The organism is Polaribacter sp. AHE13PA (assembly GCF_019278505.1).
GTDB lineage: Bacteria > Bacteroidota > Bacteroidia > Flavobacteriales > Flavobacteriaceae > Polaribacter.
The window spans coordinates 74,200-100,573 of record NZ_CP058985.1 but is presented as its reverse complement, the minus strand read 5'-3'; the positions used below and the strand labels follow the sequence as shown (position 1 = coordinate 100,573).

The following is a 26,374-nucleotide window of genomic DNA, read 5'->3' as shown; positions in this document are numbered from 1 at the left end:
AGTATGACTTTTAACAAATTTAAAAATAACAAGGCAGTAAAGATTCTAACAAATGTTTTTGTTTTAATCTTAATTCCATTTTTAATTTGGATGTTCTTTTTTGATGAAAATTCTTATTTAGCACATAGAAAATTCGATAATGAGATTAAAGACTTAGAAAGTACAATTTCATTTTATCAAAAGAAAATAGCAGAAGACAAAGCCACCATAAAAAAATTACAAGACTCTATTCAATTAGAACGTTTTGCAAGAGAAAAGTATTTAATGAAAAAAGAAAATGAAGAAATTTATTTAATAGAATTTGATACCATAAAATAAAAAATGAAAAATTCTCTTTTTGATGATTTTCTAAAAACTACACCCGCTGCTTGGAAAAATAAAATTCAAGTAGACTTAAAAGGTGCAGATTATAATGACACGTTGTTATGGAAAACTCAAGAAGGTATTGTTGTAAAGCCATTTTACACACAAGAAGATAGATCTAGTCTTAAAATAGAAACTCCCAAGAAAGGGTTTAATATTTGTGAAACTATTTTTGTTGATGATGAAAAAATAGCAAACTCACTAGCTATAGATGCTTTAAAAAGAGGTGCAAACTCAGTTCAATTTATTGCATATAAGAACTTCGATTATAGAATACTACTTCTTAATATTGATGTAAAATCTATTTTCATTTACTTTCAGTTTCATTTTTTAGAAGACACCTTTCAGTTAGAAGTTTCTAAATTTATAAATTCTGAAAAAACATATTTTCAAACAGATATAATAGGGAACTTAGCCGAAACAGGTAATTGGTTTTTTAATTTAAAAGAAGATTTTATAAAGCTAGAGAGAATTCAGAAAAATGCTACAAATTGCATTGCTATTTCTGGAGATCTATATCAAAATTGCGGAGCAACAATTACACAACAACTAGCATATACACTAGCGCATGCCAATGAATATCTAAATAAGTTTGGAGACACTGTTGCAGAAAAGTTAAGTTTTTCTTTTTCTGTAGGAAGCAATTATTTCTTTGAGATTGCAAAATTAAGAGCTTTTAGAGTTTTATGGTCTGCACTTATAAAAGAATATGAAATTAGGGATTTAGAAGCTCATATTTTTGTGCAACCAAGTTTAAGAAACAAAACAATTTATGATTATAATGTAAATTTATTAAGAACAACATCAGAATGTATGAGCGCTATTTTAGGTGGATCAAATACAATTTCTAATGTTTCTTACGATGCTATTTATCATAAATCTAACGAATTCGGAAATCGTATTTCTAGAAATCAATTATTAATACTACAACAAGAAAGTTACTTAACAGAAGCTCAAGGTTTTGCCGAAGGTGCTTATTATATCGAATCAATAACACAACAATTAGCAGAGAATGCATTAACTATTTTTAAGCAAATAGAAAAAAGTGGCGGTTTTTTAAAACAATTAAAGGACGGCATCATTCAGAAAAAAATTAAAGAAAGTGCTTTAAAAGAAGAAAATAGTTTCATCCAAAAAGAAATTATACTTTTAGGTACAAATTTGCAACAAAATAAAGAAGATAAAATGCAACAAGAGTTAGAGTTGTACCCTTTTGTTAAGCAAAGAAACATAAAAACACTAGTCCCCCCATTAACTAGAAAACGGCTTTCAGAATCATTAGAAAAGGATCGGTTACATTCTGAAAAAAGTATAGAACAAAATAAAAATGGATAAAAACAGAGAAATTCTACTTAAACAGAAAAAACAAAATGAGCTAAAACTTGAGATTCAACAATTAAAAAAGAAACTTCCTACACTTATAATCGGATTTATTTTTTTTGTTGCAGTCAGTCTTTATTTTCTAGAAGACAAGTTTTATCATTTGTTTGGGAACAGTGTTAACTTTATATTTAGCGCCGTTATGCTATTGTGCGTATTCTCTTTAGCTTTTATCTTAAAGAGTTATATTCAAATTAAGAAAAGACAAAAAAAAGTAAAAAACATTGGAGTTGAATTATATAAATTAATGAAACTAGACGAGGGTAGCCCTAAAAATGAGTAGAAAAAATTTACAAAATATAAAACTCAAAAACACAGACCTTAAAATAAAACCTTCTTTTAATCAAGAAGGTTTTGCTGCTGGTATTGCTCCTAATTTACGAGGTCCCTATGCGACTATGTACGTTAGAAGACCTTGGACAATTAGACAGTATGCTGGGTTTTCTACGGCAGAAGAAAGCAATGCTTTTTATCTAAAAAACTTAGAAGCAGGTCAGAAAGGATTGTCTGTTGCTTTTGACTTAGCAACTCATAGAGGCTATGACTCCGATCATGAGCGAGTACAAGGTGATGTTGGTAAAGCCGGTGTTGCTATAGACTCTGTAGAAGATATGAAGGCTTTATTTAACAAAATTCCGTTAGATAAAATGTCTGTTTCTATGACTATGAATGGAGCTGTTTTACCCATTTTAGCTTTTTATATTGTTGCCGCAGAAGAACAAGGTGTTTCTTTAGAGCAACTTTCTGGTACTATCCAGAATGATATTCTAAAGGAATTTATGGTTAGAAATACATACATCTACCCTCCTGCTCCATCCATGAAAATTATTGCTGATATTTTTAAATTTACAAGTAGTAAAATACCGAAATTTAATTCCATATCTATTTCAGGTTACCACATGCAAGAAGCTGGTGCTACAGCAGAAATTGAATTGGCATATACTTTAGCAGACGGTTTAGAATATATACGAAAAGGAATTGAAGCAGGCATGGAAATAGATGTTTTTGCTCCAAGACTTTCTTTCTTTTGGGCAATTGGCATGAATCATTTTACAGAAATTGCAAAATTACGAGCTGCAAGAATGTTATGGGCAAAAATTGTAAAACAGTTTAACCCTAAGAACCCAAAATCTTTAGCTTTAAGAACACATTGCCAAACAAGTGGTTGGTCTTTAACAGCACAAGATCCTTTTAACAACGTAGCAAGAACAACCATAGAAGCTATGGCTGCTGCTTTTGGCGGCACGCAAAGTTTACACACTAATGCTTTGGATGAAGCCATTGCTTTACCTACAGATTTTTCTGCAAGAATAGCTAGAAATACACAAATACACTTACAACAAGAAACATATATAACCAAAACGGTAGATCCTTGGGCAGGAAGTTATCATGTAGAAAAGTTAACCGAAGATTTAGCAAATAAAGCTTGGGAGCTAATTAGCGAGGTAGAAAAACTTGGTGGCATGACAAAAGCCATTGAAAAAGGAATTCCTAAAATGCGTATTGAAGAAGCTGCAGCTATTAAACAAGCAAAAATAGACAGTGAAATAGACGTAATTGTAGGAGTTAATAAATATCAGCTAAAAAAAGAAGAACCTTTACAAATCCTAGAGGTTGATAATGAAGCTGTACGAAATTCTCAAATTAAAAGATTAAATCAATTAAAAAGTACACGAAATAATACAGCTGTTAAAACATCTTTAGACGCATTAACAGAAGCTGCAAAATCTGGAAAAGAAAACCTACTCGACCTAGCTGTAAAAGCCGCTAAAAATAGAGCCACTTTAGGTGAGATTTCTGATGCTTTAGAACTTGTTTTCGGGAGACACAAAGCAATTCACAAAACAATTTCTGGCGTATATAGCAAAGAAATAAAAGACGACAAACTCTATAAGAGAGCAGCAGATCTATCTGATAAATTTGCAGAACTAGATGGGCGACGCCCAAGAATTATGATTGCTAAATTAGGGCAAGATGGCCACGATAGAGGTGCAAAAGTTGTAGCAACTGCCTACGCAGATTTAGGTTTTGATGTAGACATTGGTCCTTTATTTCAAACACCACAAGAAGCTACAAAGCAAGCGATAGAAAATGATGTCCATATTTTAGGAATCTCTTCTTTAGCTGCAGGACACAAAACTTTAGTTCCACAAGTTATAGCCGAATTAAAAAAATACGGACGAGAAGACATTATGGTAATTGTTGGCGGTGTTGTACCTGTACAAGACTCCCCTTTTTTATTAGAAGCTGGTGCTGCTGGTATTTTTGGTCCTGGAACAAAAATCGCACAAGCCGCTATTGATTTACTAACTATTTTAATTGATAGTACGGACGAGTAAAAAAACATTTTTTACATAAATAAGTTTTCTTTATTTGAAACATTTTCTTTCGGAATCTCATTAAAGAATTCTGCTGCTTCGGTGCTAGATGCTCCTCCATAAGAAGCTAAAAAAGTACCTTTAGCATCATCTTTTGTTACAACGATATATAATATAGACATATCTGCAGGATTACTCATTCCTTCAAAACGATGTTCTGCTACAATAAAAATTTCAGTAGGCTTGTATTTACTTTTTGTATTATTATCAATTAACACTCCATCTACTACTCTATAATTATTGGTATACCCTTTTTCTTGGTATTTTTTTATTATTTCTAATTCATTTTTTTCGTTATTCATTTTATATATAATTTAGGTTCCTCACAAAATAAAAGAAATTACATAGAAAAGAGTACTGCAAACCATTTAGATTTTAACTCAAATCAAAAACTCTAATGGACTCTTTTTTCCACGATACGAGTTAATCTAATAGCAATACAATCTTGATCTTTGTAAAAAACATAAACTATGGCAATCTTAGGAAATATTATAAAAGGAATTATCAATTTAACTGATACACTTTCATCAGAAACAAACCACGTCGAAGCTCAAAAAGAAGTTTTGCAAAACTTACTTGAAACAGCCAAAGAAACTCAATTTGGTGAAGCTTATAATTTTGAATCCATCCTATTAAGTGATGATTTACAAACCTCCTTTGCTAATAAAGTTCCTTTTTTTGATTATAATACACTGAACGAAAAGTGGTGGTACAAAATTCATAATGGAGAAGAAAATGTAACTTGGGTCGGAAGTCCATCTTATTTTGCTTTAAGCTCCGGTACCACCGGAAAAAAGAGTAAAAGAATTCCAGTTACGGATGAAATGATTGCTGCCATAAAAAGTTCTGGAATAAAACAAGTTACTTCTTTAAATAACTTTGATTTACCTGTAGATTTCTTCGAGAAAGATATTATGATGTTAGGAAGCTCTACAGATTTAGATGAGAAAGACGATCACTTTGAGGGAGAGATAAGTGGAATTAGTGCTAGTAATATTCCTTTTTGGTTTAAAGGTTATTACAAACCCGGAGAAGAAATTGCCAAGATTGAAGATTGGGACGAGCGCGTGCAACATATTGCAGAAAATGCTAAATCATGGGATATTGGTGCTTTAAGCGGAATACCTTCGTGGATAGAATTAATGATGCAAAAAGTGATTGATTTTCATCATTTAGAAAACATACATGAAATCTGGCCAAATCTTCAAGTGTACACTTCCGGTGGTGTTGCTTTTGGTCCTTATGAAAAAAGTTTTAAAGCCTTATTAGGAAAACCCGTTACGGTTATAGACACTTATTTGGCTTCCGAAGGATACATTGCTACACAAGTAAGACCAGAAACCGATGCAATGCAGCTAAATACCGAGAATGGTATTTATTTTGAATTTGTTCCTATGAATCCAGATTATATAAATGAGGATGGATCTATCAAACAAAATGCACCTTCTTTAACTTTAGAACAGGTTGAAACAGGCACCGATTACATTTTAATTATAAGTACCGTGAGTGGAGCTTGGCGTTATTTAATAGGTGATACCATTAAATTTACAGATGTAGAAAAGGCTGAAATTAAGATTACAGGACGTACTAAATTCTTCTTAAATACTGTTGGATCTCAATTATCCGTTAATAAAATGGATGATGCTATTAAACATATAGAAGAAAAATTCTCTACAACCATTACAGAATATACCATTTGTGCAAAGCGATTTGAAGATGGTGAATTTTATCATTCTTGGTATTTAGGTTCCGATTTAAAAGGTGACAATGATAAAATTGCAACAGCGTTAGATGATTTTCTAAAAGAAGCAAATAATAATTATAAAGTTGCAAGAAGCAAAGCATTAAAAGGTGTCAAGGTTACCGTAATTCCTGTTGAAACATTTCATGACTGGAATGACAATAACAAGAAAAAAGGTGGACAAGTAAAAATGGAACGTGTAATGAAAGAAGAAAAGTTTGCCGATTGGGAAAAATTTGTTCATAAAGCATAATTCATAAAAAACTAAAATTAACTTTTAAACTTACTAAAATGAAAACTTCAGATATTATTATAAAATCTTTAGAGAATGAAGGCGTAGAATATATTTTTGGCTTACCTGGTGAAGAAAATTTAGATCTTTTAGAATCCATCAGGAAATCTGATAAAATAAAATTAATACTTACCAGACACGAACAAGGAGCGGGCTTTATGGCAGCAACTTATGGCAGACTTACAGGAAAACCTGGAGTTTGCATGTCTACATTAGGCCCTGGTGCAACCAATTTAATGACGCCTGCAGCTTATGCACAATTGGGCGCAATGCCAATGGTAATGCTTACAGGACAAAAACCAATAAAAGAAAGCAAACAAGGTAAATTTCAAATTGTAGACATTTTAGAGATGATGCAACCACTTACAAAGTTTTCTAAACAAATAACTTATGGTAAAAATGCAAGTGCAATCATTAGAGAAGCCTTTAGAGTTTCTCAAGAAGAAAGACCAGGTGCTGTGCATATAGAAATTCCGGAAGACGTATGTAAAGAAATCGTTGAAAATCCGCAATATTTTGATGTAAATAGCGCTAAAATCCCATCAGCAAATACAAGTTCCATCTTAGAAGCAAAAGAGATGATTCTTTCAGCCAAAAAACCTTTATTATTAATTGGCGCTGGAGCAAATAGAAAAAGAGCCAGTGAATCTTTAACTAATTTCGTAGATCAATTAGGAATTCCTTTTTTTAACACACAAATGGGGAAAGGAATTATTGACGAAAGGAATCCGCTTTATTTAGGAACTGCTGCACTTTCTTCAAACGATTTTTTACACGAAGCAATAGAAGCTGCAGATTTAATTATAAATGTTGGTCATGATACTATAGAAAAACCTCCATTTGTTATGAATCCTGATGACAAAAGAAAAGTGATTCATATTAACTTTTTTGCTGCAGAAGTTCATGAGGTTTATTTTCCACAGTTAAATGTAATTGGAGATATTGCAACAAGTATTCATCAATTAACAAAAGAGTTAAAATCGAATGCGAAAAAATGGAATCTTGACTTTTTCTTAAAAGTGAAAGACAATGTATTATGTCATCTCTCTAAATACAAAGATGACAATCGCTTTCCAATGCTACCACAACGTTTGGTAGAAATTACAAGAAACATTTTACCAAAAGATGGAATTGTAACGCTAGACAACGGAATTTATAAAATATGGTTTGCTAGAAACTACCCCGCTTATGCTCAAAACACTTTACTATTAGACAACGCTTTGGCAACAATGGGCGCAGGTTTTCCTTCAGCAATGATGGCAAAAGAATTACACCCCCATAAAAAAGTTATTTCTATTAACGGTGATGGTGGTTTTATGATGAATTCTCAGGAATTAGAAACTGCCGTTCGAATGGATTTAGATTTGGTTATCATTATTTTGAATGATAACGCTTACGGAATGATAGAATGGAAACAAGAAGGAGAAGGATTCCCTAAATTTGGACTAGAATATAAAAACCCAGATTTTGTAAAATATGCAGAAAGTTTTGGAGCTATTGGACACAGACCAACATCCTCATCAGAGTTCGAAGAAACTTTAACAAAAACATTAAATTTAAAAGGAGTACATGTAATTGATTTAGCCGTAGATTATTCATTAAATCATGAAATATTAAATGTATTACTAAGTGAAAATTCTAAAAAATAAAATTATGAAAACAATCACCACTATAAACCCTGCCACAGAGGAAGAAATTACAACTTATAACAGAATTTCAAAAAAAACAACTAAAGAAAAAGTTGCAAAAGCAAACGATGCTTATAAATCTTGGAAAAAAACAAGTTTAGAAGAACGCTCTAAGTTGATGTACAAACTGGCTGATATCTTTGGTAATAACAAAGAGAAATACGCACAATTAGCTACCCAAGAAATGGGAAAAGTAATTGAACAATCTCGTAAAGAAATAGAAAAATGTGCTCTAATCTGTAGGTATTATGCAGATAACATCACGGAATTATTAGCCGATAAAATAGTAGAAACAGAAGCAAGTAAAAGTTATGTAACGTTTCAGCCCTTAGGAGTTACTTTAGCCATAATGCCATGGAATTTTCCTTTTTATCAAGTTATTCGTTTTGCCGCACCAGCAGTAATGACAGGAAATACAGGTGTTTTAAAACACGCGTCTAACGTACAAGGTTGTGCCTTTGCTTTAGAAGAAGCCTTTGCAGAAGCAGGTTTTCACGAAGGAGTTTTTACAAACTTAAATGTAGCGTCAGATGCTATAGAAGCAATCATAGAAGATAATAATATTGTTGCTGTAACCTTAACAGGAAGTGAACCAGCAGGACGTTCTGTTGCTAAAACTGCAGGAGAAAACTTAAAAAAGATCGTTTTAGAATTAGGTGGAAGTGATGCTTATATCGTTCTGGAAGACGTAGATTTAGAAAAAGCTACAGATTTAGCAACATTTGGACGGTTACAAAATAACGGACAAACTTGTATTGCTGCAAAACGTTTTATTGTTTTAGAAGAAATTTATGATGATTTCTTAAAACTATTCACAAAAAAAATGAAAGCCGCAAAAATGGGTATTCCAACAGACGAAGATGTTTATTACGGCCCTATGGCACGTATAGATTTACGTAATGAAATTCATGAGCAGGTAGAAAAAACTATTAAACAAGGTGGAAATTTAATTTTAGGAGGAAAAATTCCTGATAGAAAAGGAGCTTATTATCCTGCAACAATTTTAGCAGATCTAAAACCTGGTATGACGGCTTTTGACGAAGAACTTTTTGGACCTGTAGCTTCTGTAATAAAAGCAAAAAGTGAAGAGGAAGCCATAGAGCTTGCAAATAATTCCACTTTTGGTTTGGGTTCTGGTGTACTTACGGCTAATTCTAAAAGAGGAGAAAAAATTGCTTTGCAATTAGAAGCAGGAAATAGCTTTGTAAACAAACTAGTTACTTCGGATCCAAGATTACCTTTTGGTGGTATTAAAAATAGTGGTTATGGTAGAGAACTTTCTAGCTACGGAATTAGAGAATTTGTAAACACAAAGTCTATTTGGATAGATTAATTCTTCGAAGATTTAAAACATAGTAAAAACCATCACAAATTAGTGATGGTTTTTACTTTTACCTTAAGAATACTTATTTTATATTCTCTAAATTTTCTTCTAATTTATTTCGATCATCCACTAAAACCATAATTTCTTCTGGAGATAAATAGTATCTTTTAATACGATTTTTATATGCTTCTGAAATATCAGCATGATTTAAAATAAAATTCTTTGTTTTTATAATGTACGATTCCATTTTGTGCTTTACAGCAAATCCATCTGCGGCTCTTTCTGCTTCAACAATATGATTATCTGAAAACAAGTATTTAAGTCCGAACCAAATTAAATTCAACTTGCTTCTATTTTGATAATCCATAATATGCCCTAACTCGTGACCAATCCAACCAATAAAAATATCTTTAGGAATATCTCGTGTAGAAAATTCCTTATCAGAAATTTTAAATTTTTCACTAATCAAAATTAAAAATTTTCTGTTTTTTTTCAATTTAAAGAAACTATCAAAAGTAGGTCTTGCCTGCATGGTAGATTTTTTAATATTCTTTTTAAATTTAAACTCAATGTGTATCTTTTTTAACTGCGGATAGTAATTTAGCGCAGTTTCTACTTCATCTTTTATGGTTTTAGGAATTACATGATATTTAGGCATAAACTTTATGATTTTTTTAAAACTTTAATACATAAATATACCCATATCTAGAAGTCCATTTGTGCTTTTATGCTTAAATTTGTAGCTCTTTTAAAAAAGCATTTCAGAAGGATGAAAAAAATTATTAGTATTCTCTACTCGACTCGTTTAATGGCCGTTTTATTTATCCTTTTTGCAGTTGCAATGGGAGTTGCAACATTTATAGAAAACGATTTTGGCACACAAACCTCTAAAGCACTCGTTTATAACACCTGGTGGTTTGAACTAATTATGGTGTTCTTTGTGATTAATTTCTTTGGAAACATTTTTAGATACAGATTGTATAAAAAAGAAAAATGGGCTGTTTTAATGTTTCATTTAGCCTTTCTATTAATTCTTATTGGTGCGGGAGCAACTCGTTATATTGGTTTTGAAGGCATTATGTTAATTAAAGAAGGAGAATCTACCAATAAATTCTTATCTGAAACGACTTACTTAAATGCAATCGTAGATAATAATAAAGTGCAAAAGCCAGAAATAAACAAACCAATGTTGTTATCTGCTTGGGGTAAAAACTCTTGGTCTTACTCAGATTACTTTAAAACAGAAGACACAGAACAAGATTTTAGTTTTGAGCTTGTTGAATATATTCCTTGGGCCGAAAGAAAATTAGTTGAGGATGAAAATGGCGTTGATCATTTGTTTTTTGTAGAATCCTCGGAAGGAGGTCGTCATGAACACTGGATTCAAAAAGGAACAATTCAAAACATTCACGGAGTACTGGTTGGTTTCAATGCAGAAAGTGATAATCCATCTATAAACTTTATAGAAGAAAATGGAAACTTAAAAATGGTTTCTAAAGATGATGGTGATTGGTTTAGAATGGCAGACCAAAAAAAAGGTAATATTGTAAAAGACTCTCTGCAAAATTTTCAATATTTAACATTACACAATGTATCTGGATTACAGTTTGTAATTCCTAAACCAGCAGAAAAAGGTATAATGAAAACAACTAGTGGTCCAAAAGACGATAAAAAACTAGATGTTGTTGTTGTAGATATTAAAAGTAATGGCAAAACTGAAAGAGTAGAATTAACAGGAGGTAAATATAACTCTCAAGGTTCTAAAGAAGTTACTGTTGGAGGACTGAACTTTAGATTATTATATGGTGCAAAGATTTTAGAAACACCTTTTTTAGTAAAACTAAATGATTTCCAATTAGAAAAATACCCAGGATCTGAAAGTGCTGCATCTTATGCCAGTGAAGTAACCGTAATAGACGATGATGAATCTTTTGATTATAGAATTTTCATGAATCACATTTTAGACCATAAAGGCTATAAATTCTTCCAATCTAGTTACGACTTATCTGGACCAGTAGAAGAAACACATCTATCTGTAAATCATGATTTTGTAGGAACATTTATTACATACTTAGGGTATTCTTTCTTGTACACAGGTTTAATCTGTATTCTATTCGCAAAACATACGAGGTTTAATTACCTAAAAGAATCTTTAAAGAAAATTAGAAAGAAAAAACTTACTCTGTCTATTGTAGCAACATTATTACTTTCTAGTTTTAGTTTTACCCAAGAGACAGCACACGCACCGCATGAACCAAATCAAATTACAAACCAACAAATAGACTCTATATTACAAGCTAATTTAGTGGATGTTCATCATGCTGAAAGCTTTAATAAGTTGGTTATTCAAGATGCTGGAGGTAGAATGAAACCAGCACACACCTTTGCTTCTGAATTGGTTAGAAAAGTAAGCAAAACAGAAACTTTTAAAGGAATGCAACCTAGCCAGGTTTTACTATCTATTATAGAAAACCCAAGACTTTGGTATGAAGTGCCTATTGTATATTTAGAAAAAGGAAACTCAAAAATTAGAGAGGTTTTAAGTTTACCAGTAACTACTACACACGCTCGTTTATCTGATTTTATTACCCCAACTGGTGCTTATAAAATAAAAGATGACGTAGCAGAAGCACAGAAGAAGAATATAAAAAATAAATATGAAAACGATTTAATTAAAATTGATAAACGTGTAGGTTTATTATACAGTGCTATTGGAGGTGGTATTTTACGTATTTACCCAATACCAAATGATGATAATAATACTTGGGTTTCTCAACCAGAAACTTCCTCTGCAGGTTTTAAAGCTACGGATTCAGTATTTGTTAGACAATCGTTACCTGTTTATATTCAACTTTTACAAGAAGCTAAAAAATCTAATGATTATACTAAAGCAGATCAAATTTTAGATGGTATTAAAAAGTTTCAGAAGAAATTTGGAACTGAAGTATACCCTTCTCAAAATAGAATTGACCTAGAAATAACCTATAATAAATGGGAAATCTTTACAAAGACTTCTTTATTTTATTTAATTTTAGGATTGTTATTAATATTTATTGAGATATTAAAAATATTCTATTATAAATCTAAAGTACTAGGTTATATTGTTAAAGGACTGATTGTATTAACCGTTTTAAGCTTCCTATTTCATACGTTTGGGTTAGCCTCTAGATGGTATATAAGTGGTAACGCACCTTGGAGTAATGCCTATGAATCAATTATTTACGTTGCTTGGGCAACCATGTTATTTGGTTTGTTTTTAGGAAAAAAATCTACTTTAACCATTGGTGCAACTACTTTTTTAGCCGCAATTATTCTATTTTTTGCACATCAAAATTGGTTAGATCCTGCAATTGCTAACTTACAACCTGTTTTAAATTCTTGGTGGTTAATGGTGCATGTGTCTATTATTGTAGCTAGTTATGGTCCTTTCTCTTTAGCAATGATTTTGGGTATTATTTCTTTAATTCTTATCGTATTTACGACCGAGAAAAACAAGAAAAGAATGGATATCAATATTAAAGAGTTAACCATTATTAACGAAATGGCCATTAGTGTTGGTTTGGTTATGTTAACTATTGGTAACTTTTTAGGAGGTATGTGGGCCAACGAAAGCTGGGGACGTTATTGGGGTTGGGATCCAAAAGAAACTTGGGCTCTAATTTCTATTATGGTATATGCTTTTGTTTTACACATGCGTTTAATACCAGGTTTACGTAGTAGGTTGGCGTTTAATTTTGCTTCTGCTTTTTCTTATTTAGCTATAATGATGACTTATTTTGGAGTAAACTTCTATTTATCTGGTTTGCATTCTTATGCAAGTGGAGACAAAGCTGTAACACCTAGAGAGGCTTATATTTATATTGGCGCATTAGTTTTACTAACAGTTTTAGCATCCTTTAAATACAAGAAATACTTTAAAAAGTAACAGATAATTTATCAAGAAAATGTACTTTTGCAACTGATTTAATAACAATAAAAAACAATATGTTTCATAAAAATATAAAATTAATTTTAGCTGGTTTAATATCAGCTTGGGCAGTGTATCAATTTACTTTAGGTAATATAATGAACGGAATTTCTATCTTACTTTTGGCAGGAATTTTTGTATTATTTTATTTTAAAAACGAATTTATTTTACTTGCTTTTTTACAACTACGTAAGCAAAATTTTGAAGGAACTAAAAAATGGTTAGGGTATATTAAAAATCCAGAAGCGGCATTAATTCTTAAGCAACAAGGTTATTTTAATTATTTACATGGTATTATATTAAGTCAGACTAATATTACACAAGCAGAGAAGTTTTTACGTAAAGCTGTAAAAATAGGTTTACCTATGGATCATGATTTAGCAATGGCTAAATTACAGTTAGCAGGTATTGCAATGACAAAAAGACGCAAACGTGAAGCAACTAACTTAATGGCTGAAGCTAAAAAATTAGACAAACACGGTATGTTAAAAGACCAAATGAAGATGATGAAAGATCAGATGAAAAAAATCTAATCCTTTCATTTTACTGATATAAAGAAATCCGCTATTTAGCGGATTTTTTTATGACTTATAATTATTATAGTTATAAGATATTGTAATAAAAAAAATACAAACGTAAGGCAACTAACTTAATTACTTAAACTAAAAAATTAAACAGATGCGGTTTGCTAAAAGACCAAATCAAGATGATGAAAGAGCAAGTAAAAAAAATCTAACACTTACATTTTACTGATAAAAAAATCCGCTATTTAGCGGATTTTTTATGACTTATATATATACTTTAAAGGCTTTGGATATACTTTAAGCAGCAAGCTATAAAACTTATCTACCCCAGATTTGAGCCTTTCGTCAAGCTCAATACAAACGATTTGTTTAAGCTCTTTTTATTCCAATTTTATCGGATAAAAAAGCGAATAGTGAAAGCAAGAAATATCTTTAAAAAGATAATCAATACTTCTACTACAAGCTAAACCTTAACTACTTTAATCTAGTTAAACTTAAGTCATTATTATACTTTACAATAAATAAACCTTTGTTTTCTGTGACACCACCAGACTTGTCGGTATAATCAAACTTACTTTCTACTCTAAAAGAAGCACCTTCTTTAAACGTGTCTTTTAAATCATTCCCAGAAGCCAATCGAATTAAAACATCATAAGTAATATCGAAACCTTTGGTTGCAGAAAATGAAGGCAATGCATTGTTTTTTCGAGAATACTGATTATTAAATTGTTGTGTTGAAATTGAAGCTTCACTTACATACTCATCACTTACATACGTTAAATTAACTTTTGCCAATTTTAAATTTGCAATTTTATCAAAAGCATCCCCTTTGTTATAGGTAAATAATTGAACGTTTGTATTATCTGGTAAACTAATTAAACTATTTATAGCACCTGCCACTAAAATAGTGTTATCAGAAGTTAAAACAACCCAATTATTCTGATTTGGTTTTAATATTTCTAAAAAACGATTTTTAGCAATATATCCTTTTAAAGGTTTTAAAACATGAACAACAGCAATAGAATCATGCGATTGTAACGACTCTTTTATTGCAGCATTAGAGATATTTGATTCATATCCACCGTCTCCTACTAAAATTAAATTTCCGCTTGTAAAATTATCTTTTATATAGGTCGTTAATTCATCTCTAAAAACTTTTTTCTCAGGTGATGTTTTAATCAATTTTGAAGCAGTAAATTTAGATTGCTTGGTAGAATAAAAAGGAAAAACAACAGGTACATTTAACCTATTCGCCACCAATTCTGCCTCTTCCGAGTACAAAGGACCAATTACCACATCATTCTTATTCAGGTTGTTTTCAGACAAAATTGTTTTAATCTTTGCACTATTACTTCCTGTATCAAAGACATTTAATTCGATGTTAATTCCCTGACTCCTTAATGAGTCTACGGCAATTTGAGCACCTAAATAAAAGTCTGTAACCATATCTGCCAATTTGCTCTTCTGAAAAATATCTTTTGATGTAGAAGAACTATATTCATCAGCTCTAAAAGGTAGTAACAACGCCGCTTTTAAATGAATTTTAGTATCAATTACATCTTCATAGATATTGTTTTCGAGAACAACTTCTCCTTCTTCAATGGCTTTTATTTTAATGATCTGCCCCACTTTTAAACCCTCTGATAAAACAGGATTAAGTGTTGTCAACTCTTCTTGAGTCACATTATAAAAACGAGTTAAACTATAAAAGGTATCTCCTTTTTTAACTTCATAAACAACAAAGTTCTTTTTAAGTTCATCTATAAGCTCCTCTTTTTTTTCTTTTAAAGCAGCTTCTTTGTCTTTAGCACCGGTTGCAACATCTTCTACCGTTTTATCTTGGGTAGAAGTTGTTGCTTTTATTTTTTTATTAGGGATTACAATAACAGAATTTACTGCTGGCTTGCTTCCCACATCTGGGTTTAATCGCAGTAAATCTTTGGTGTTCATATTAAACCTCTGAGCAATACCGCTCATTGTTTCCCCTTCTTTTACTTTATACTGAACGTATTTATTTTGTTGACCGCAAGAAACGGTAAACGTTAAAATACATAGAAATACAATAAACTTTACATGTTTCATATACATTACTCCCATTCTATAGTTGCGGGTGGTTTAGAGCTAATATCATAAACAACTCTATTTACACCTTTTACTTGATTTATTATTTTATTAGATGTTTTTTGCAAAAATTCATAAGGTAAATTTACCCAATCTGCCGTCATTCCATCTGTACTTTCTACTGCTCTTAAGGCTACTACTTTTTCATAAGTTCTTTCATCGCCCATAACTCCTACAGAATTTACCGGAAGTAACATAGCACCTGCTTGCCAAACTTTATCATACAAACCGTCTTCTTTTAAACCGTTTATAAAAATAGCATCTACTTCTTGCAAAATTCTTACTTTTTCTGCCGTAATATCTCCTAAAATACGAATTCCTAAACCTGGTCCAGGAAATGGATGACGACCTAATAATTCTGGATCTATCCCCATAGAAGCACCTACTCTTCTTACTTCGTCTTTAAAAATCATTTTTAAAGGTTCTACAATTTTTAATTTCATAAAATCTGGTAAACCTCCCACATTATGATGACTTTTAATAGTTGCAGATGGACCTCCATTTACAGAAACAGACTCAATAACATCTGGATAAATAGTTCCTTGTGCTAGCCAAGTAACATCTTTAATTTTATGTGCCTCATCATCAAAAACTTCTATAAAAGCATTACCTATTGCTTTACGTTTTTGTTCTGGATCTGTTAAACCTTCTAGGGCTTTCAAAAAACGTGCCGATGCATCCACACCTTTAACGTTTAATCCCATACCTTCGTATCTCTTCAATACTGTTTCGAACTCATTTTTACGTAAAAGTCCGTTATTTACAAAAATACAGTATACGTTTTTACCAATTGCTTTGTTTAACAAAACCGCTGCTACAGAAGAATCTACACCTCCAGAAAGGCCTAAAACTACTTTATCGTTACCAACTTTTTCTCTAATTGCTGCTACTGTACTTTCTACAAAAGAATCTGGTGTCCATGTTTGTGCAACACCTGCAATTTTAACTAAAAAGTTTTCTAATAGTTGTTTACCATCTTTTGAGTGGTATACTTCTGGATGAAACTGTATAGCATACGTTTCTTCTCCTTTAATTTTATAAGCCGCATTTTCTACGTCTTTAGTACTCGCCAATAATTCTCCGTTGGTTGGTAATTCTTTAATAGTGTCTGAATGACTCATCCAAACTTGGCTACCTGCAGAAATGTTCTCAAAAAAAGTTTCATCACTTTTTATAAATGATAAATTTGCTCTACCATATTCTCTCGTATTAGAAGGAGCTACTTGTCCGCCTGCAAAATGCGCTAAATATTGCGCACCATAACAAACTGCTAAAACAGGTTTTTTTCCTCTAATTTCTGATAAATCTGGGTGTAAAACATTTTCCCCTCTTACAGAATTTGGGCTACCTGACAAGATAACTGCTTTAAACTCTGATTGATTTTTTGGTGGATGGTTATAAGGATGAATTTCACAATAAATGTTTAATTCTCTTACTCTTCTCGCAATTAGCTGTGTGTATTGCGATCCGAAATCTAAAATAAGTACGTTGTGTTGTTGCATGCGCAAAAATAATATATTGATTTGAAATTAAAGCAAAGGACGCAAAGAATTTTCGCTAAGATTTCAAAGAAAATATAATTGCAATTACTTATTAATATATCTTGCTATATATTAAAAATAAAGCATAAAAAAAACTCAAGAAATTTATGTTCTTGAGTTTTCTTTTATAAATATTTTACAATATTTCTTATCTATTGTAAAAACAAACTATCATTTAATATGTTTGCTTGTAACCTTAATTTTTTAAAACTTATAAACGATTGCATTTATATTCATTCCTGCACCAACAGAAGCAAAAATAACAACATCTCCTTTATTTACTTCTTGATTTTCAATTTCTCCTTTTAAAACCAAATCTAAAAGTGTAGGTACAGTTGCTACAGAGCTATTACCTAATTTAGTAATACTTAAAGGCATTACACCTTCTGGAACTTTCTTTTTAAACTGTCTAAAGAAGCGTTTCATAATTGCTTCGTCCATTTTTTCATTGGCCTGATGAATGAAAATCTTTTTAACATCATCTATTTCTACACCAGCTTTATCTAAAGCGAATTTCATAGCTACAGGAACATGAACCAAAGCAAATTCATAAATTTTTCTTCCTAGCATTTTTATATATTGTACGTCTTGGTCTACTTCTTTGTTAAAAGAACTGCCATAATGTAAATAATAAGCTTCTTCGTTTGCAAAAGTTTGGGTTGCATGACTCAAAATACCAGCATCAGTTTCTTCTGTAGCTTCTAAGATACAAGCTCCAGCTCCATCACTAAAAATCATAGAATCTCTATCGTACTTATCTACTACTCTAGATAATGTTTCGGCACCAATTACCAAACATTTTTTAGCCATACCAGCTTGTATAAATGCGTGCGCTTGTATGGTAGCTTCTATCCAACCTGGGCAACCAAAAAGAATGTCATAGGCGACACAATTAGGGTTTTTTATACCCAATTTATGTTTTACTCTTGTAGATAAACTTGGTAATAAATCACTCTGACTTCCCCCTGCTTTAACTTCTCCAAAATTATGCGCTATAATAATATAATCTAACTCTTCTTGATCGATGTTAGCATCTTCTATTGCTTTTTGAGCCGCAAAAAAAGCTAAATCAGATGATGTATATTCTGGTTTTGCATATCTTCTTTCTTCAATACCAGTAATTGCCTTAAATTTTTCTATAATTACATCGTTCTCAGAATTAAAAGGCGAACCATCTTCATTTAAAAAGTGTTCGTTTAAAAAATCTTTGTTTTCTTTAGTTATAGAAGGAATAAAAGCTCCGGTTCCTGTTATTTTTGATGAAATCATAATTGATATTAAATATTATTTTACTTAAAAAATATTAGCCCTCTAAAGTACGAATTTCACTATTAATAGAATTAAAAAACCTTACAAAAAATGATATTCAAAACTACTTTTTGAGAAAAAATATAAATAGAGAAAAATTACGCTTATGTTATTGGTATACGCCCATTTTTAACTTCATAACAGTAGCAATAGACCTCGCTCTGTTTTTCATATTATGTGCCCTTTCTCCTTCAAAATTGTCATCAATAGTTTTAAAAAAATACGACATCCAAATGGTAAAATGCTCTTTTTTAAAAGCAACAAAAACATTTTTATCTACATGTTTTTTCATCACATTATTCGCATACGTATTGGTATCAAAAAGAATGTCATTCCAAAAGTCAGAAATTACCTCTAAATGTTCTTCTAAATGGTTTTGCGCAACAATATCCTCAAAAAAAGGAATCATTTTTTTATCTGTTAATAACAAGTCGTAAAACTTTGTGATGATATTTTTTATATCTTTTCTTGATGAAATATCTGGTTTCATATTTTATTTTTTAGAGCACCTAAAGGATTCTTTAAATATTACAAGTGTTTACAAGGTTGCTGTTTGCTTGCGTTAGGGATTGAAATGACATCCTTTTTACTTTTTTAAGTAAAAAGATAAAATGTAAAGCCCGTTAAAACGCCCAAAAGATATTATAAATACTTGCTATCAAAAGAAAAAGGCAATAATGAAAGTAGCGATTCTGTAACGACAACCTCACCTACTTCTCCCATAAAAAGGACTTGAAATGGTGATTTTTGATTGATTTCGTATTCAGACAATGTTTGCCTACAAGCACCACAAGGTCCAATTGGCTTGTTTACGTTGGTTATTGTAGAACTTGCCGTAATTGCTAATTTTATAATTTTCATATCTGGATATTCAGAACCTGCTTTCCAAATGGCAACTCTTTCTGCACACATACCAGAAGGATATGCAGCACTTTCTTGATTGTTTCCTAAAACAATTTCGCCATTGTCTAATAATAAAGCGGCACCAACATGAAACTTAGAATATGGAGCATACGCTTTCTTTCTAGCTTCTATAGCTTTCTGCATTAAAAGAGTATCTTCTGCAGATAATTCTGAAATATCATTATAGACTGTTGCTGATGTTGAAACTTCAATTTTTCTCATAAAAATCTATTCGTCAAAAAAAGCAGCCTTATTTGACTGCTTTTAAATATTGTTATAAACTTACTAAAAATAAATGACTTTTAATAATCATCAAAAACTTCTCCTAAATCAAATGATAATGAAAATCGTAAAGAGTTTTCTAATGGATTATTTACATCTGAAGAGTTAATTAAATAAGACAAATCTACATTTAAAGCATTGGTTTTAAACCCACCACCTAAGGTAAAATATTGTCTATTTCCTTTATCTTGACTTTCATGAAAATAACCACCTCTTAAAGCAAAAGCATTGTTGTATAAATATTCTGCACCAAAAGCATAGGTGAATTCTTGGATTTCTTCGCTAAATCCTCCTGGAGCGTCTCCAAAAGATTGAAAAATTCCACTTACCCAACCAACATTGTCGTCTTCTCCTTCTACAATATTACCATCCGTATCTCTAATTGGTGGAGTAGGCACTAATAATTTTGTAAATTCTACGTTGGTAGAAATGGTATTGTAATCATCTAATATAAAATCGAATCCACCACCTAATTTTAAGTTGGTAGGTATAAAATTTTCATTACCTGTTCCTGGACTATAAGAAACCTTCGGACCAATATTAGCAATGTTAAAACCTAATCTATAACGACCATTAAAATCCCCGTAGTTTTCTTCGAAAGATTGGTAATAACCAGAAATATCCACAGCAAAAGAATTTATAGGCTCTAATCCATTACCTGGAAATCCTAAATCTGAATGTATATATTTTAGAGAAACTCCCATTGAAAAAGTCTCGCTCAACTTTAAAGAATACGCTCCGGTAAGCGCTAATTCATTTGGTTTAATAATACCATTGGATACAGGAAAACCTCTAGCATCAATATCCGTTAAGTCTATCTGACCTAAAGAAAAGTATTTTACAGAAGCTCCCCAAGCTGCTCTGTCACTAAATCTGTTTATATATGAACCAGTTCCTGCAAATATATCATCTGTTAAATTACGTAACCAAGGCGAATACGTAATACCTGCTTTTACTTGTCTATTACTAAACGTCATTTTTGCAGGATTATGAAAAAGTGAAAAAGCGTCTGCAGAAGTTGCCACACCTACATCTCCCATACCTGCTGCTCTTGCATCTGGTACAATTAATAAAAATGGCGTAGCTGTTGTAATAGAATTCTCTTGAGCTGAAAGTTTTACACTTATTAAAGCACAAAGTGCAATACAAATTCCTAATTTTTTCATTTGATTTCTTTATTCTTATTTTAATTTGACAAATATCTAATTTTTATTGAAGTATTACTAATTTTTCATACTTCTCTGAAATAAGGTTACTTGAGGTTGCTTTTACTTTTAATTTATAAACATACACTCCTTTTCCAATTTTATTTCCAAAATCGTCTAAACCATTCCAAGAAACACTTCTTACTAACGTTTCTGCATTGGGTATATTTTGGTTGATCGTTTTTACTAATTTACCAGAAACCGTAAAAATCTGTACTTGTACATCTAAACTCTCGTTTGGTTTGTTATGGTTAAACCAAAACTCGGTATAATTAACAAATGGGTTCGGATAGTTTAGTACATTTTCTAAATTTAATACAGCATCACTAACAACCACAAAGTTTAACGTTAATTCAGATGAATTATTATAAGTGTCCCAAGCTTTTATTTTTAAAGTATGTGGTCCTACTTCTAAATCCCTTAATTTATAGGTAACTTTTCCCTTTGTAAAATCGTCTAATTCAGTTTCATAAAAGTCATTTAAGATAATTGGGTTGGTAGTATCTCCATCTAAAACTCCTACAATGTCGTGATCTACTGCGGTAATAGAAGTATTAATTCCGCTTGCATCGACTAAGACAGCCACTAAATTAGGAGATGCATTGGTGTTTCCTCCATCAATAAAAGACTCATCATTCATATAAAGTTTTATTTCTGGACCAACAGTATCATCGGGTGCATTATCATTAATTCCCCCAACAATTACATCGAAATTAGCACCTGCTTTATCTAAAACTCCATTTTCCGCATAAAAACTTATTTTCCCTTTTCCGTAAGCGATTTTCACATCTTTAGGCACCACAAAATCGAATTTAAAAACACCATTTGTTACGGTAGACTTCCCTCTAAACAACTTACTATCTTGCGTATCAAAAGGCACTTTACTTCCGTTTCCATCATTTGCTAAAGTACTTTTCTCTATTACTTTATCATACACAACAGTAGATAAAGAACCATTAAAATCGGTTAAAACAGCATCTAATTCATCCACCACAACACCTTCAAAACTTACTTTAGACAATGCCTTTAAAGTATCTATAGAACTTGTTATGTCTTTTTCATTCATTTTAGTTATACGAACACTTGGTTTAGGGATGGCAAGTTTCATTGCTGGATCTCCAAATGAAAATATAAAGAATTTCTGAGAGCTAGAAGATCTATTCTTAGCTACCGTTAACACCTCTGAAATAGATAAATTTTCAGGAATATTTGGATCTTCATACTCTAATAAAATTTTTATTAAATCTTCATTAAACGTTTGTCCGGTGCTAATATAAACCTCTCTAGTTGTGGTAATCATACTAGCTGCACCTCCACTGGTATTCCATAAAGTAAGCTCACCTGCAGTAATTCTATTCGGATTATCGAATCTAGAAAAATCGCAAGTAATTGTTATTAAAAGAGGTAATGTATTAGGATTGTTAAAACCCTGTATTTGAGCTTTATCTAAAATCTTTTCTTCTGCAAAACCATCTTCTCCTCCATGACCAAAATAATCAAATATTAAGGTTCCTTTTTCGATGGCATTGGTAATGGCTTCATTTACTTCTGGGTAACGCTCTCCACCCGATGAGTTTTCTTGCACAAAAGCATCCGCATAAATTTTATTGATGTTAAAACTAGGTTTATTCGTTTTTATAGACTCTGCAATTCTATCTAAACCTGGCTGCAAAGATCCATCACTAGAAGGGTTATCTATATCATCTGCCAACATAGTAATCGTATTACGCCAATCGCCTAAAGAGCTTTTATCATAATAAGACAAAATTTTATTTACCACATCTTTGGCTTGCGTTAAAGTAGAAACCGGAATTCTACTTGAGGCTACATCGATAGTATGGTTTAATCGTGTAGGAGTTTCTATAGTATATATAGTAGGGTTCATGGTTCCCTCATGCTCATCTAACATTACATAAAAATCATCCGTTACCCAAGAAGTAGCTAAGTTAAAACTAATATCAGACAGTTTTATAGGTACAATATTATTATTTCCCGTAATTCTATCTTTATAATCATAAGAAGCATCCCCAAAAAAGCACACATACTTTAGTTTATTTTCTTCTGATGCATCAGGATTGTATAAGTGCTTTAGAAAATCTCTAATTCCGGTGATATCTTTTGATCCAGAAGAAAACTCATTATAAATATCATCTAAAATAATTACTTTGGTTATAAGTCCAGAATTTTCTTGATGATAATCTGCCAATCTTTGGGCTTCACTAGAAAGTTCTGTATTGGTAATTACAACATAATTAAGATCTTTTAAAGCATGTAGGTTCTGATTTGCAATGCGTCCGTTTTGCAATGCTTTGGGTGTGTAGTAATCATTTGGATTCAACACTTGATATTCCGCTAACGTGCCTCCATCAGCAATAAAAGTAAAACTAGTATCAGTACTATTATTCTGAATTATTTTAGGAGATACATGGTCTGACACCTCCCAAACTTGAAAAATAGTTGAATTATTTTCAATTCGATACTCCACAGCACCTGCTGAATTTGCTTGTTCAAAACTTCTAAAAGAAAATTGGTTTGCAGCTGCAATCAGTTCTTTTTTACCTACAATTTCTATATAATCTAAAAAAGCAGTTGCAGATGGGTTTCCGTTATTATTATAGCTAATAGAAACCTCTAAAATATCTGCAGAATTTACAATATTCCCTGTTCTTTCAGAAGTGTATGCTCTAACGGTAGTATTTGCTGGCGAAAAATTAAGACTATAAAGGTCTTGTCCGTTCACATTTACTGCCATTGAAGAAGAAGAGATAGACGTAGAAACACCTCTAACTGCAACTGATATATTTGCTCCAGAAACCGCATTGGGAAAAGGTATTTTAAAATTCTGTGTATTTTCTATATTAAAATCTGTATTGGAAAACCATTGAGTACCTGCAGCAATTAAATTTCTTTCCTCCTTTTCATAAAAAGTATAATCGTCAAAAATGGTAATTTGTTTGGTAGCAGTAGTTGTTATTGGTGCCTTATCTTGAATCCGTTTACCATCGTCATTAGACACTGTGATAAAGTAATATGCTTCATCCGAATAAATATTTTGCCTATGTTTAGCGGTACTATTTGTTGCATCTACCTCCCAATCATGTGGTCCTTGTGCATAAAAAAGGATATAATCATTCGCACCAAAAGAACCATCATCTTCTCCTTCTACATAAATGGCATTTTCTTGTAAATCTTGAAATCTGTCATCAGAATTTAAAACAGGTAACATGGCGCCACCATTTCCATAAATACTTATTTTCTTTGGATTTAAGCCATTTGTAGAGATTCCTATTTGTTGTAATAGGCTTCTATCTATTTTAAAAACGCCAGTAGTATCCACAGAAAATTTAAACCAATCTCCTGTAGAAAGTACAGAATTAGTGGTCTGAGCAGAAATTACTTGAACTAAAAAAATAAAAAAAAGGAGTAAATATTGTTTTTTCATAATAGTATTCAAATAACGCAAATAATTTAGAGATATTTTAAGTCTTACAAAGATAAATTATACTAAATTTAAAAAGCAAGCGTTTAATTAAATGTGGCAATAAAAATGCAGCGTTAAATTTTCTCTTTTACTTGTATGAATGTAGAATTATTGTAAATTGCATCGCTATAATAAAAACCTTAAACTAATTTTTAATTAGGAAATGAGAAACGTATTAAAAATATCTTTAGTTGTACTATCAGCCTTAAGCTTGGCTAGTTGCAGTAAATCAACTTCAGGAAAATCGACACTTACAGGATTGCCATTTAACAATGCTAAGTATGGTAACTATATAAGAGGAAGTGAAACTGCCGGACAAGAAATTCCTTTAGGAATGGTTGCTATAGAAGGTGGTTCATTTACAATGGGACAAGTACAAGATGACGTTATGTTTGATTGGAATACAACTCCTAAAAAAATGCATATTCGTTCATTTTATATGGATGAAACCGAAGTAACTAATTCTGAGTACTTTTTATATGTACAGAATACAAAAGACGTTTTTCCTCCTTCAGAAGAAAAATACAAACATATTTATAACTCAGTTTTACCTGATACTTTAGTTTGGAGAAAGAGTTTAGGTAATACAGATATTTTATCTGAAAATTACTTAAGACATCCGGCTTATTCAGATTATCCTGTAGTTGGTGTTAGTTGGTTACAAGCTAACCAATACTGTAAATGGCGTACCAATGCCGTTAACTTAAAAAAGTTAATAGATAAAGGATATGTTAAAAATATTTTTGAAAACGATAGTATTAGAAACTTTTTTGATACCGATGTTTTCTTAGCTGATTCTGATAATCTTTTTGATGGAGATTCTACAATCTACAGAAGAGGGATTAGAACAGGTGGTTCTACTAAAGGAGGTAGAGATGCTTTTCAGGGTAGAAAAATTACACAAGCAGACGGTGTTTTAAGTCAGAAGTACAGATTACCTACAGAAGCAGAATGGGAATTTGCTGCTAAAGCAAATATTGAAAATAGAGAATACAACAATATTAGAGGTAGAAAAAAATATGCTTGGGATGGTAAATATTCTAGAGAAACCAGCAAAAGACATAAAGGAGACCAAATGGCTAACTTTAAACAAGGAAAAGGTAACTATAGTGGTTTGTCTGGTTGGAGTTCTGATGGATCTGACATTCCTATTAAAGTAAAATCGTATCCACCAAATGCATTCGGACTGTATGACATGTCTGGAAACGTTGCTGAATGGGTATCTGATGTGTACAGACCTATTATAGACAGTGAAGCAAATGATTTTAATTATTTTAGAGGTAATATTTTTACCAAAAAGATGATTGATAAAGATGGTAAAGTTGTTATTGTAAATAGCAATAGTAACGCAGAAGTAGAATATGATACTTTACCGAATGGCATAATAACTCCAAAACAATTACCTGGAACTATTAAATACATTCCTATTACTAAAGATGATGCTACTTTAAGAAGAAACTTTTCTGTTTCAGACAATACTGATATAGGTGATGGTGATTTAAACTCTTCTAGATTCTATGAAGATGAACAAGATCAGTTTGGTTCTAAACCAAGTATGTACAACTCTCCTAAGAATCCAACGAAGGAAATAGATCCAGAAACGGGTGAAGAGATTTCAGTAAATGATGACAAAAAAAGAACTACTTTAATTAGTAATAGAACAAGAGTATACAAAGGCGGTGCTTGGTCTGATAGAGAATACTGGTTAGACCCGGCTCAAAGAAGATATTTGCCAGAATATATGGCAACAAACTTTATTGGTTTTAGATGTGTTACAGACAAAGTAGGCCCTATGTCTTCATCTAAAAATAAGAAAGCAAGAAACTCAGCGAGATAATACACTATTTATTAAAGAACACAACCTCACTGTATGTAT

At 31.5% G+C, this 26,374-nt stretch carries 19 protein-coding genes; 10 read left to right on the top strand and 9 right to left on the bottom strand.

All coding sequences use genetic code 11. The features are described from left to right. Positions 1 to 3 precede the first annotated feature (3 nt). The 4 genes from H0I28_RS00405 to scpA are packed head-to-tail and all read left to right on the top strand — an operon-like array spanning position 4 to position 4,082. Entirely contained in the window at positions 4 to 318 is a 315-nt protein-coding gene (locus H0I28_RS00405) for a septum formation initiator family protein (protein WP_218732756.1), read from the top strand. Between the two features lie 3 nt (positions 319 to 321). Further along, positions 322 to 1,698 (top strand): methylmalonyl-CoA mutase subunit beta, encoded by a 1,377-nt coding sequence (locus H0I28_RS00400; RefSeq protein ID WP_218760032.1) that lies wholly within the window; start codon positions 322 to 324, stop codon positions 1,696 to 1,698. After that, positions 1,691 to 2,026: a hypothetical protein gene (locus H0I28_RS00395; RefSeq protein ID WP_218732754.1), complete on the top strand. Its 336-nt coding sequence runs from the start codon at positions 1,691 to 1,693 to the stop codon at positions 2,024 to 2,026. The genes H0I28_RS00400 and H0I28_RS00395 overlap by 8 nt, the downstream gene beginning before the upstream one ends. Further along, positions 2,019 to 4,082 (top strand): methylmalonyl-CoA mutase, encoded by a 2,064-nt coding sequence (gene scpA / locus H0I28_RS00390; RefSeq protein WP_218760031.1) that lies wholly within the window; start codon positions 2,019 to 2,021, stop codon positions 4,080 to 4,082. The genes H0I28_RS00395 and scpA overlap by 8 nt, the downstream gene beginning before the upstream one ends. Positions 4,083 to 4,093: 11 nt before the next feature. On the opposite strand, the gene H0I28_RS00385 is transcribed toward scpA, so the two are convergent. Then, positions 4,094 to 4,423: a hypothetical protein gene (locus H0I28_RS00385; protein WP_218732752.1), complete on the bottom strand. Its 330-nt coding sequence runs from the start codon at positions 4,421 to 4,423 to the stop codon at positions 4,094 to 4,096. A 168-nt stretch (positions 4,424 to 4,591) separates the two neighbouring features. Between H0I28_RS00385 and H0I28_RS00380 the strand changes: the two genes are divergently transcribed. The 3 genes from H0I28_RS00380 to H0I28_RS00370 are packed head-to-tail and all read left to right on the top strand — an operon-like array spanning position 4,592 to position 9,175. Beyond that, positions 4,592 to 6,115, top strand: coding sequence for a GH3 auxin-responsive promoter family protein (locus tag H0I28_RS00380; RefSeq protein ID WP_218760030.1), 1,524 nt, complete (start codon positions 4,592 to 4,594; stop codon positions 6,113 to 6,115). A gap of 38 nt (positions 6,116 to 6,153) precedes the next feature. Next, complete coding sequence (locus tag H0I28_RS00375; RefSeq protein WP_218760029.1) at positions 6,154 to 7,803, top strand: acetolactate synthase large subunit; 1,650 nt, start codon at positions 6,154 to 6,156, stop codon at positions 7,801 to 7,803. A 4-nt stretch (positions 7,804 to 7,807) separates the two neighbouring features. After that, positions 7,808 to 9,175 carry an NAD-dependent succinate-semialdehyde dehydrogenase gene (locus H0I28_RS00370; RefSeq protein ID WP_218760028.1) on the top strand — a complete coding sequence of 456 codons (1,368 nt, stop codon included), beginning with the start codon at positions 7,808 to 7,810 and terminating at the stop codon, positions 9,173 to 9,175. A 73-nt stretch (positions 9,176 to 9,248) separates the two neighbouring features. Here the strand turns inward: H0I28_RS00370 and H0I28_RS00365 are convergent, their stop codons facing one another. Further along, positions 9,249 to 9,824, bottom strand: coding sequence for a hypothetical protein (locus tag H0I28_RS00365; protein ID WP_218760027.1), 576 nt, complete (start codon positions 9,822 to 9,824; stop codon positions 9,249 to 9,251). A 111-nt stretch (positions 9,825 to 9,935) separates the two neighbouring features. On the opposite strand from H0I28_RS00365, the gene ccsA reads away from it, so the two are divergent. Both ccsA and H0I28_RS00355 read left to right on the top strand, forming a co-directional pair. Next, positions 9,936 to 13,091 (top strand): cytochrome c biogenesis protein CcsA, encoded by a 3,156-nt coding sequence (gene ccsA, locus H0I28_RS00360; protein ID WP_218760026.1) that lies wholly within the window; start codon positions 9,936 to 9,938, stop codon positions 13,089 to 13,091. A 59-nt stretch (positions 13,092 to 13,150) separates the two neighbouring features. Then, positions 13,151 to 13,666, top strand: coding sequence for a DUF2892 domain-containing protein (locus H0I28_RS00355; protein WP_218732746.1), 516 nt, complete (start codon positions 13,151 to 13,153; stop codon positions 13,664 to 13,666). Positions 13,667 to 14,131: 465 nt separating this feature from the next. Here the strand turns inward: H0I28_RS00355 and H0I28_RS00350 are convergent, their stop codons facing one another. The 7 genes from H0I28_RS00350 to porU all read right to left on the bottom strand — a co-directional run bounded on the left by H0I28_RS00350 (position 14,132) and on the right by porU (position 24,459). Continuing rightward, complete coding sequence (locus tag H0I28_RS00350) at positions 14,132 to 15,739, bottom strand: LysM peptidoglycan-binding domain-containing protein (RefSeq protein ID WP_254712810.1); 1,608 nt, start codon at positions 15,737 to 15,739, stop codon at positions 14,132 to 14,134. A 5-nt stretch (positions 15,740 to 15,744) separates the two neighbouring features. Continuing rightward, positions 15,745 to 17,280 (bottom strand): glutamine-hydrolyzing GMP synthase, encoded by a 1,536-nt coding sequence (gene guaA, locus H0I28_RS00345; RefSeq protein ID WP_218732744.1) that lies wholly within the window; start codon positions 17,278 to 17,280, stop codon positions 15,745 to 15,747. Between the two features lie 243 nt (positions 17,281 to 17,523). Further along, positions 17,524 to 18,588 carry a 3-oxoacyl-ACP synthase III family protein gene (locus H0I28_RS00340; RefSeq protein WP_218760023.1) on the bottom strand — a complete coding sequence of 355 codons (1,065 nt, stop codon included), beginning with the start codon at positions 18,586 to 18,588 and terminating at the stop codon, positions 17,524 to 17,526. Positions 18,589 to 18,736: 148 nt separating this feature from the next. After that, a complete protein-coding gene (locus tag H0I28_RS00335; protein WP_218760022.1) occupies positions 18,737 to 19,117 on the bottom strand; it encodes a group III truncated hemoglobin in 381 nt (126 codons plus the stop codon). A gap of 152 nt (positions 19,118 to 19,269) precedes the next feature. After that, positions 19,270 to 19,752, bottom strand: coding sequence for a cytidine deaminase (locus H0I28_RS00330; RefSeq protein WP_208888576.1), 483 nt, complete (start codon positions 19,750 to 19,752; stop codon positions 19,270 to 19,272). Positions 19,753 to 19,832: 80 nt separating this feature from the next. After that, positions 19,833 to 20,978, bottom strand: a complete 1,146-nt coding sequence (gene porV / locus H0I28_RS00325; RefSeq protein ID WP_218752270.1) for a type IX secretion system outer membrane channel protein PorV — start codon at positions 20,976 to 20,978, stop codon at positions 19,833 to 19,835. 43 nt (positions 20,979 to 21,021) lie between these two features. Then, on the bottom strand, positions 21,022 to 24,459 hold the full coding sequence (gene porU / locus H0I28_RS00320; RefSeq protein WP_218760021.1) for a type IX secretion system sortase PorU: 3,438 nt from the start codon (positions 24,457 to 24,459) through the stop codon (positions 21,022 to 21,024). Between the two features lie 202 nt (positions 24,460 to 24,661). On the opposite strand from porU, the gene gldJ reads away from it, so the two are divergent. Then, on the top strand, positions 24,662 to 26,335 hold the full coding sequence (gldJ, locus tag H0I28_RS00315) for a gliding motility lipoprotein GldJ (protein WP_218760020.1): 1,674 nt from the start codon (positions 24,662 to 24,664) through the stop codon (positions 26,333 to 26,335). The last annotated feature ends 39 nt before the right edge of the window (positions 26,336 to 26,374 follow it).

Coding starts and splice junctions, on each gene's coding strand:
- H0I28_RS00405 (WP_218732756.1), top strand. CDS start 4: ATGACTTTTAACAAATTTAAAAATAACAAGGCAGTAAAGATTCTAACA.
- H0I28_RS00400 (WP_218760032.1), top strand. CDS start 322: ATGAAAAATTCTCTTTTTGATGATTTTCTAAAAACTACACCCGCTGCT.
- H0I28_RS00395 (WP_218732754.1), top strand. CDS start 1,691: ATGGATAAAAACAGAGAAATTCTACTTAAACAGAAAAAACAAAATGAG.
- scpA (WP_218760031.1), top strand. CDS start 2,019: ATGAGTAGAAAAAATTTACAAAATATAAAACTCAAAAACACAGACCTT.
- H0I28_RS00385 (WP_218732752.1), bottom strand. CDS start 4,423: ATGAATAACGAAAAAAATGAATTAGAAATAATAAAAAAATACCAAGAA.
- H0I28_RS00380 (WP_218760030.1), top strand. CDS start 4,592: ATGGCAATCTTAGGAAATATTATAAAAGGAATTATCAATTTAACTGAT.
- H0I28_RS00375 (WP_218760029.1), top strand. CDS start 6,154: ATGAAAACTTCAGATATTATTATAAAATCTTTAGAGAATGAAGGCGTA.
- H0I28_RS00370 (WP_218760028.1), top strand. CDS start 7,808: ATGAAAACAATCACCACTATAAACCCTGCCACAGAGGAAGAAATTACA.
- H0I28_RS00365 (WP_218760027.1), bottom strand. CDS start 9,824: ATGCCTAAATATCATGTAATTCCTAAAACCATAAAAGATGAAGTAGAA.
- ccsA (WP_218760026.1), top strand. CDS start 9,936: ATGAAAAAAATTATTAGTATTCTCTACTCGACTCGTTTAATGGCCGTT.
- H0I28_RS00355 (WP_218732746.1), top strand. CDS start 13,151: ATGTTTCATAAAAATATAAAATTAATTTTAGCTGGTTTAATATCAGCT.
- H0I28_RS00350 (WP_254712810.1), bottom strand. CDS start 15,739: ATGAAACATGTAAAGTTTATTGTATTTCTATGTATTTTAACGTTTACC.
- guaA (WP_218732744.1), bottom strand. CDS start 17,280: ATGCAACAACACAACGTACTTATTTTAGATTTCGGATCGCAATACACA.
- H0I28_RS00340 (WP_218760023.1), bottom strand. CDS start 18,588: ATGATTTCATCAAAAATAACAGGAACCGGAGCTTTTATTCCTTCTATA.
- H0I28_RS00335 (WP_218760022.1), bottom strand. CDS start 19,117: ATGAAACCAGATATTTCATCAAGAAAAGATATAAAAAATATCATCACA.
- H0I28_RS00330 (WP_208888576.1), bottom strand. CDS start 19,752: ATGAGAAAAATTGAAGTTTCAACATCAGCAACAGTCTATAATGATATT.
- porV (WP_218752270.1), bottom strand. CDS start 20,978: ATGAAAAAATTAGGAATTTGTATTGCACTTTGTGCTTTAATAAGTGTA.
- porU (WP_218760021.1), bottom strand. CDS start 24,459: ATGAAAAAACAATATTTACTCCTTTTTTTTATTTTTTTAGTTCAAGTA.
- gldJ (WP_218760020.1), top strand. CDS start 24,662: ATGAGAAACGTATTAAAAATATCTTTAGTTGTACTATCAGCCTTAAGC.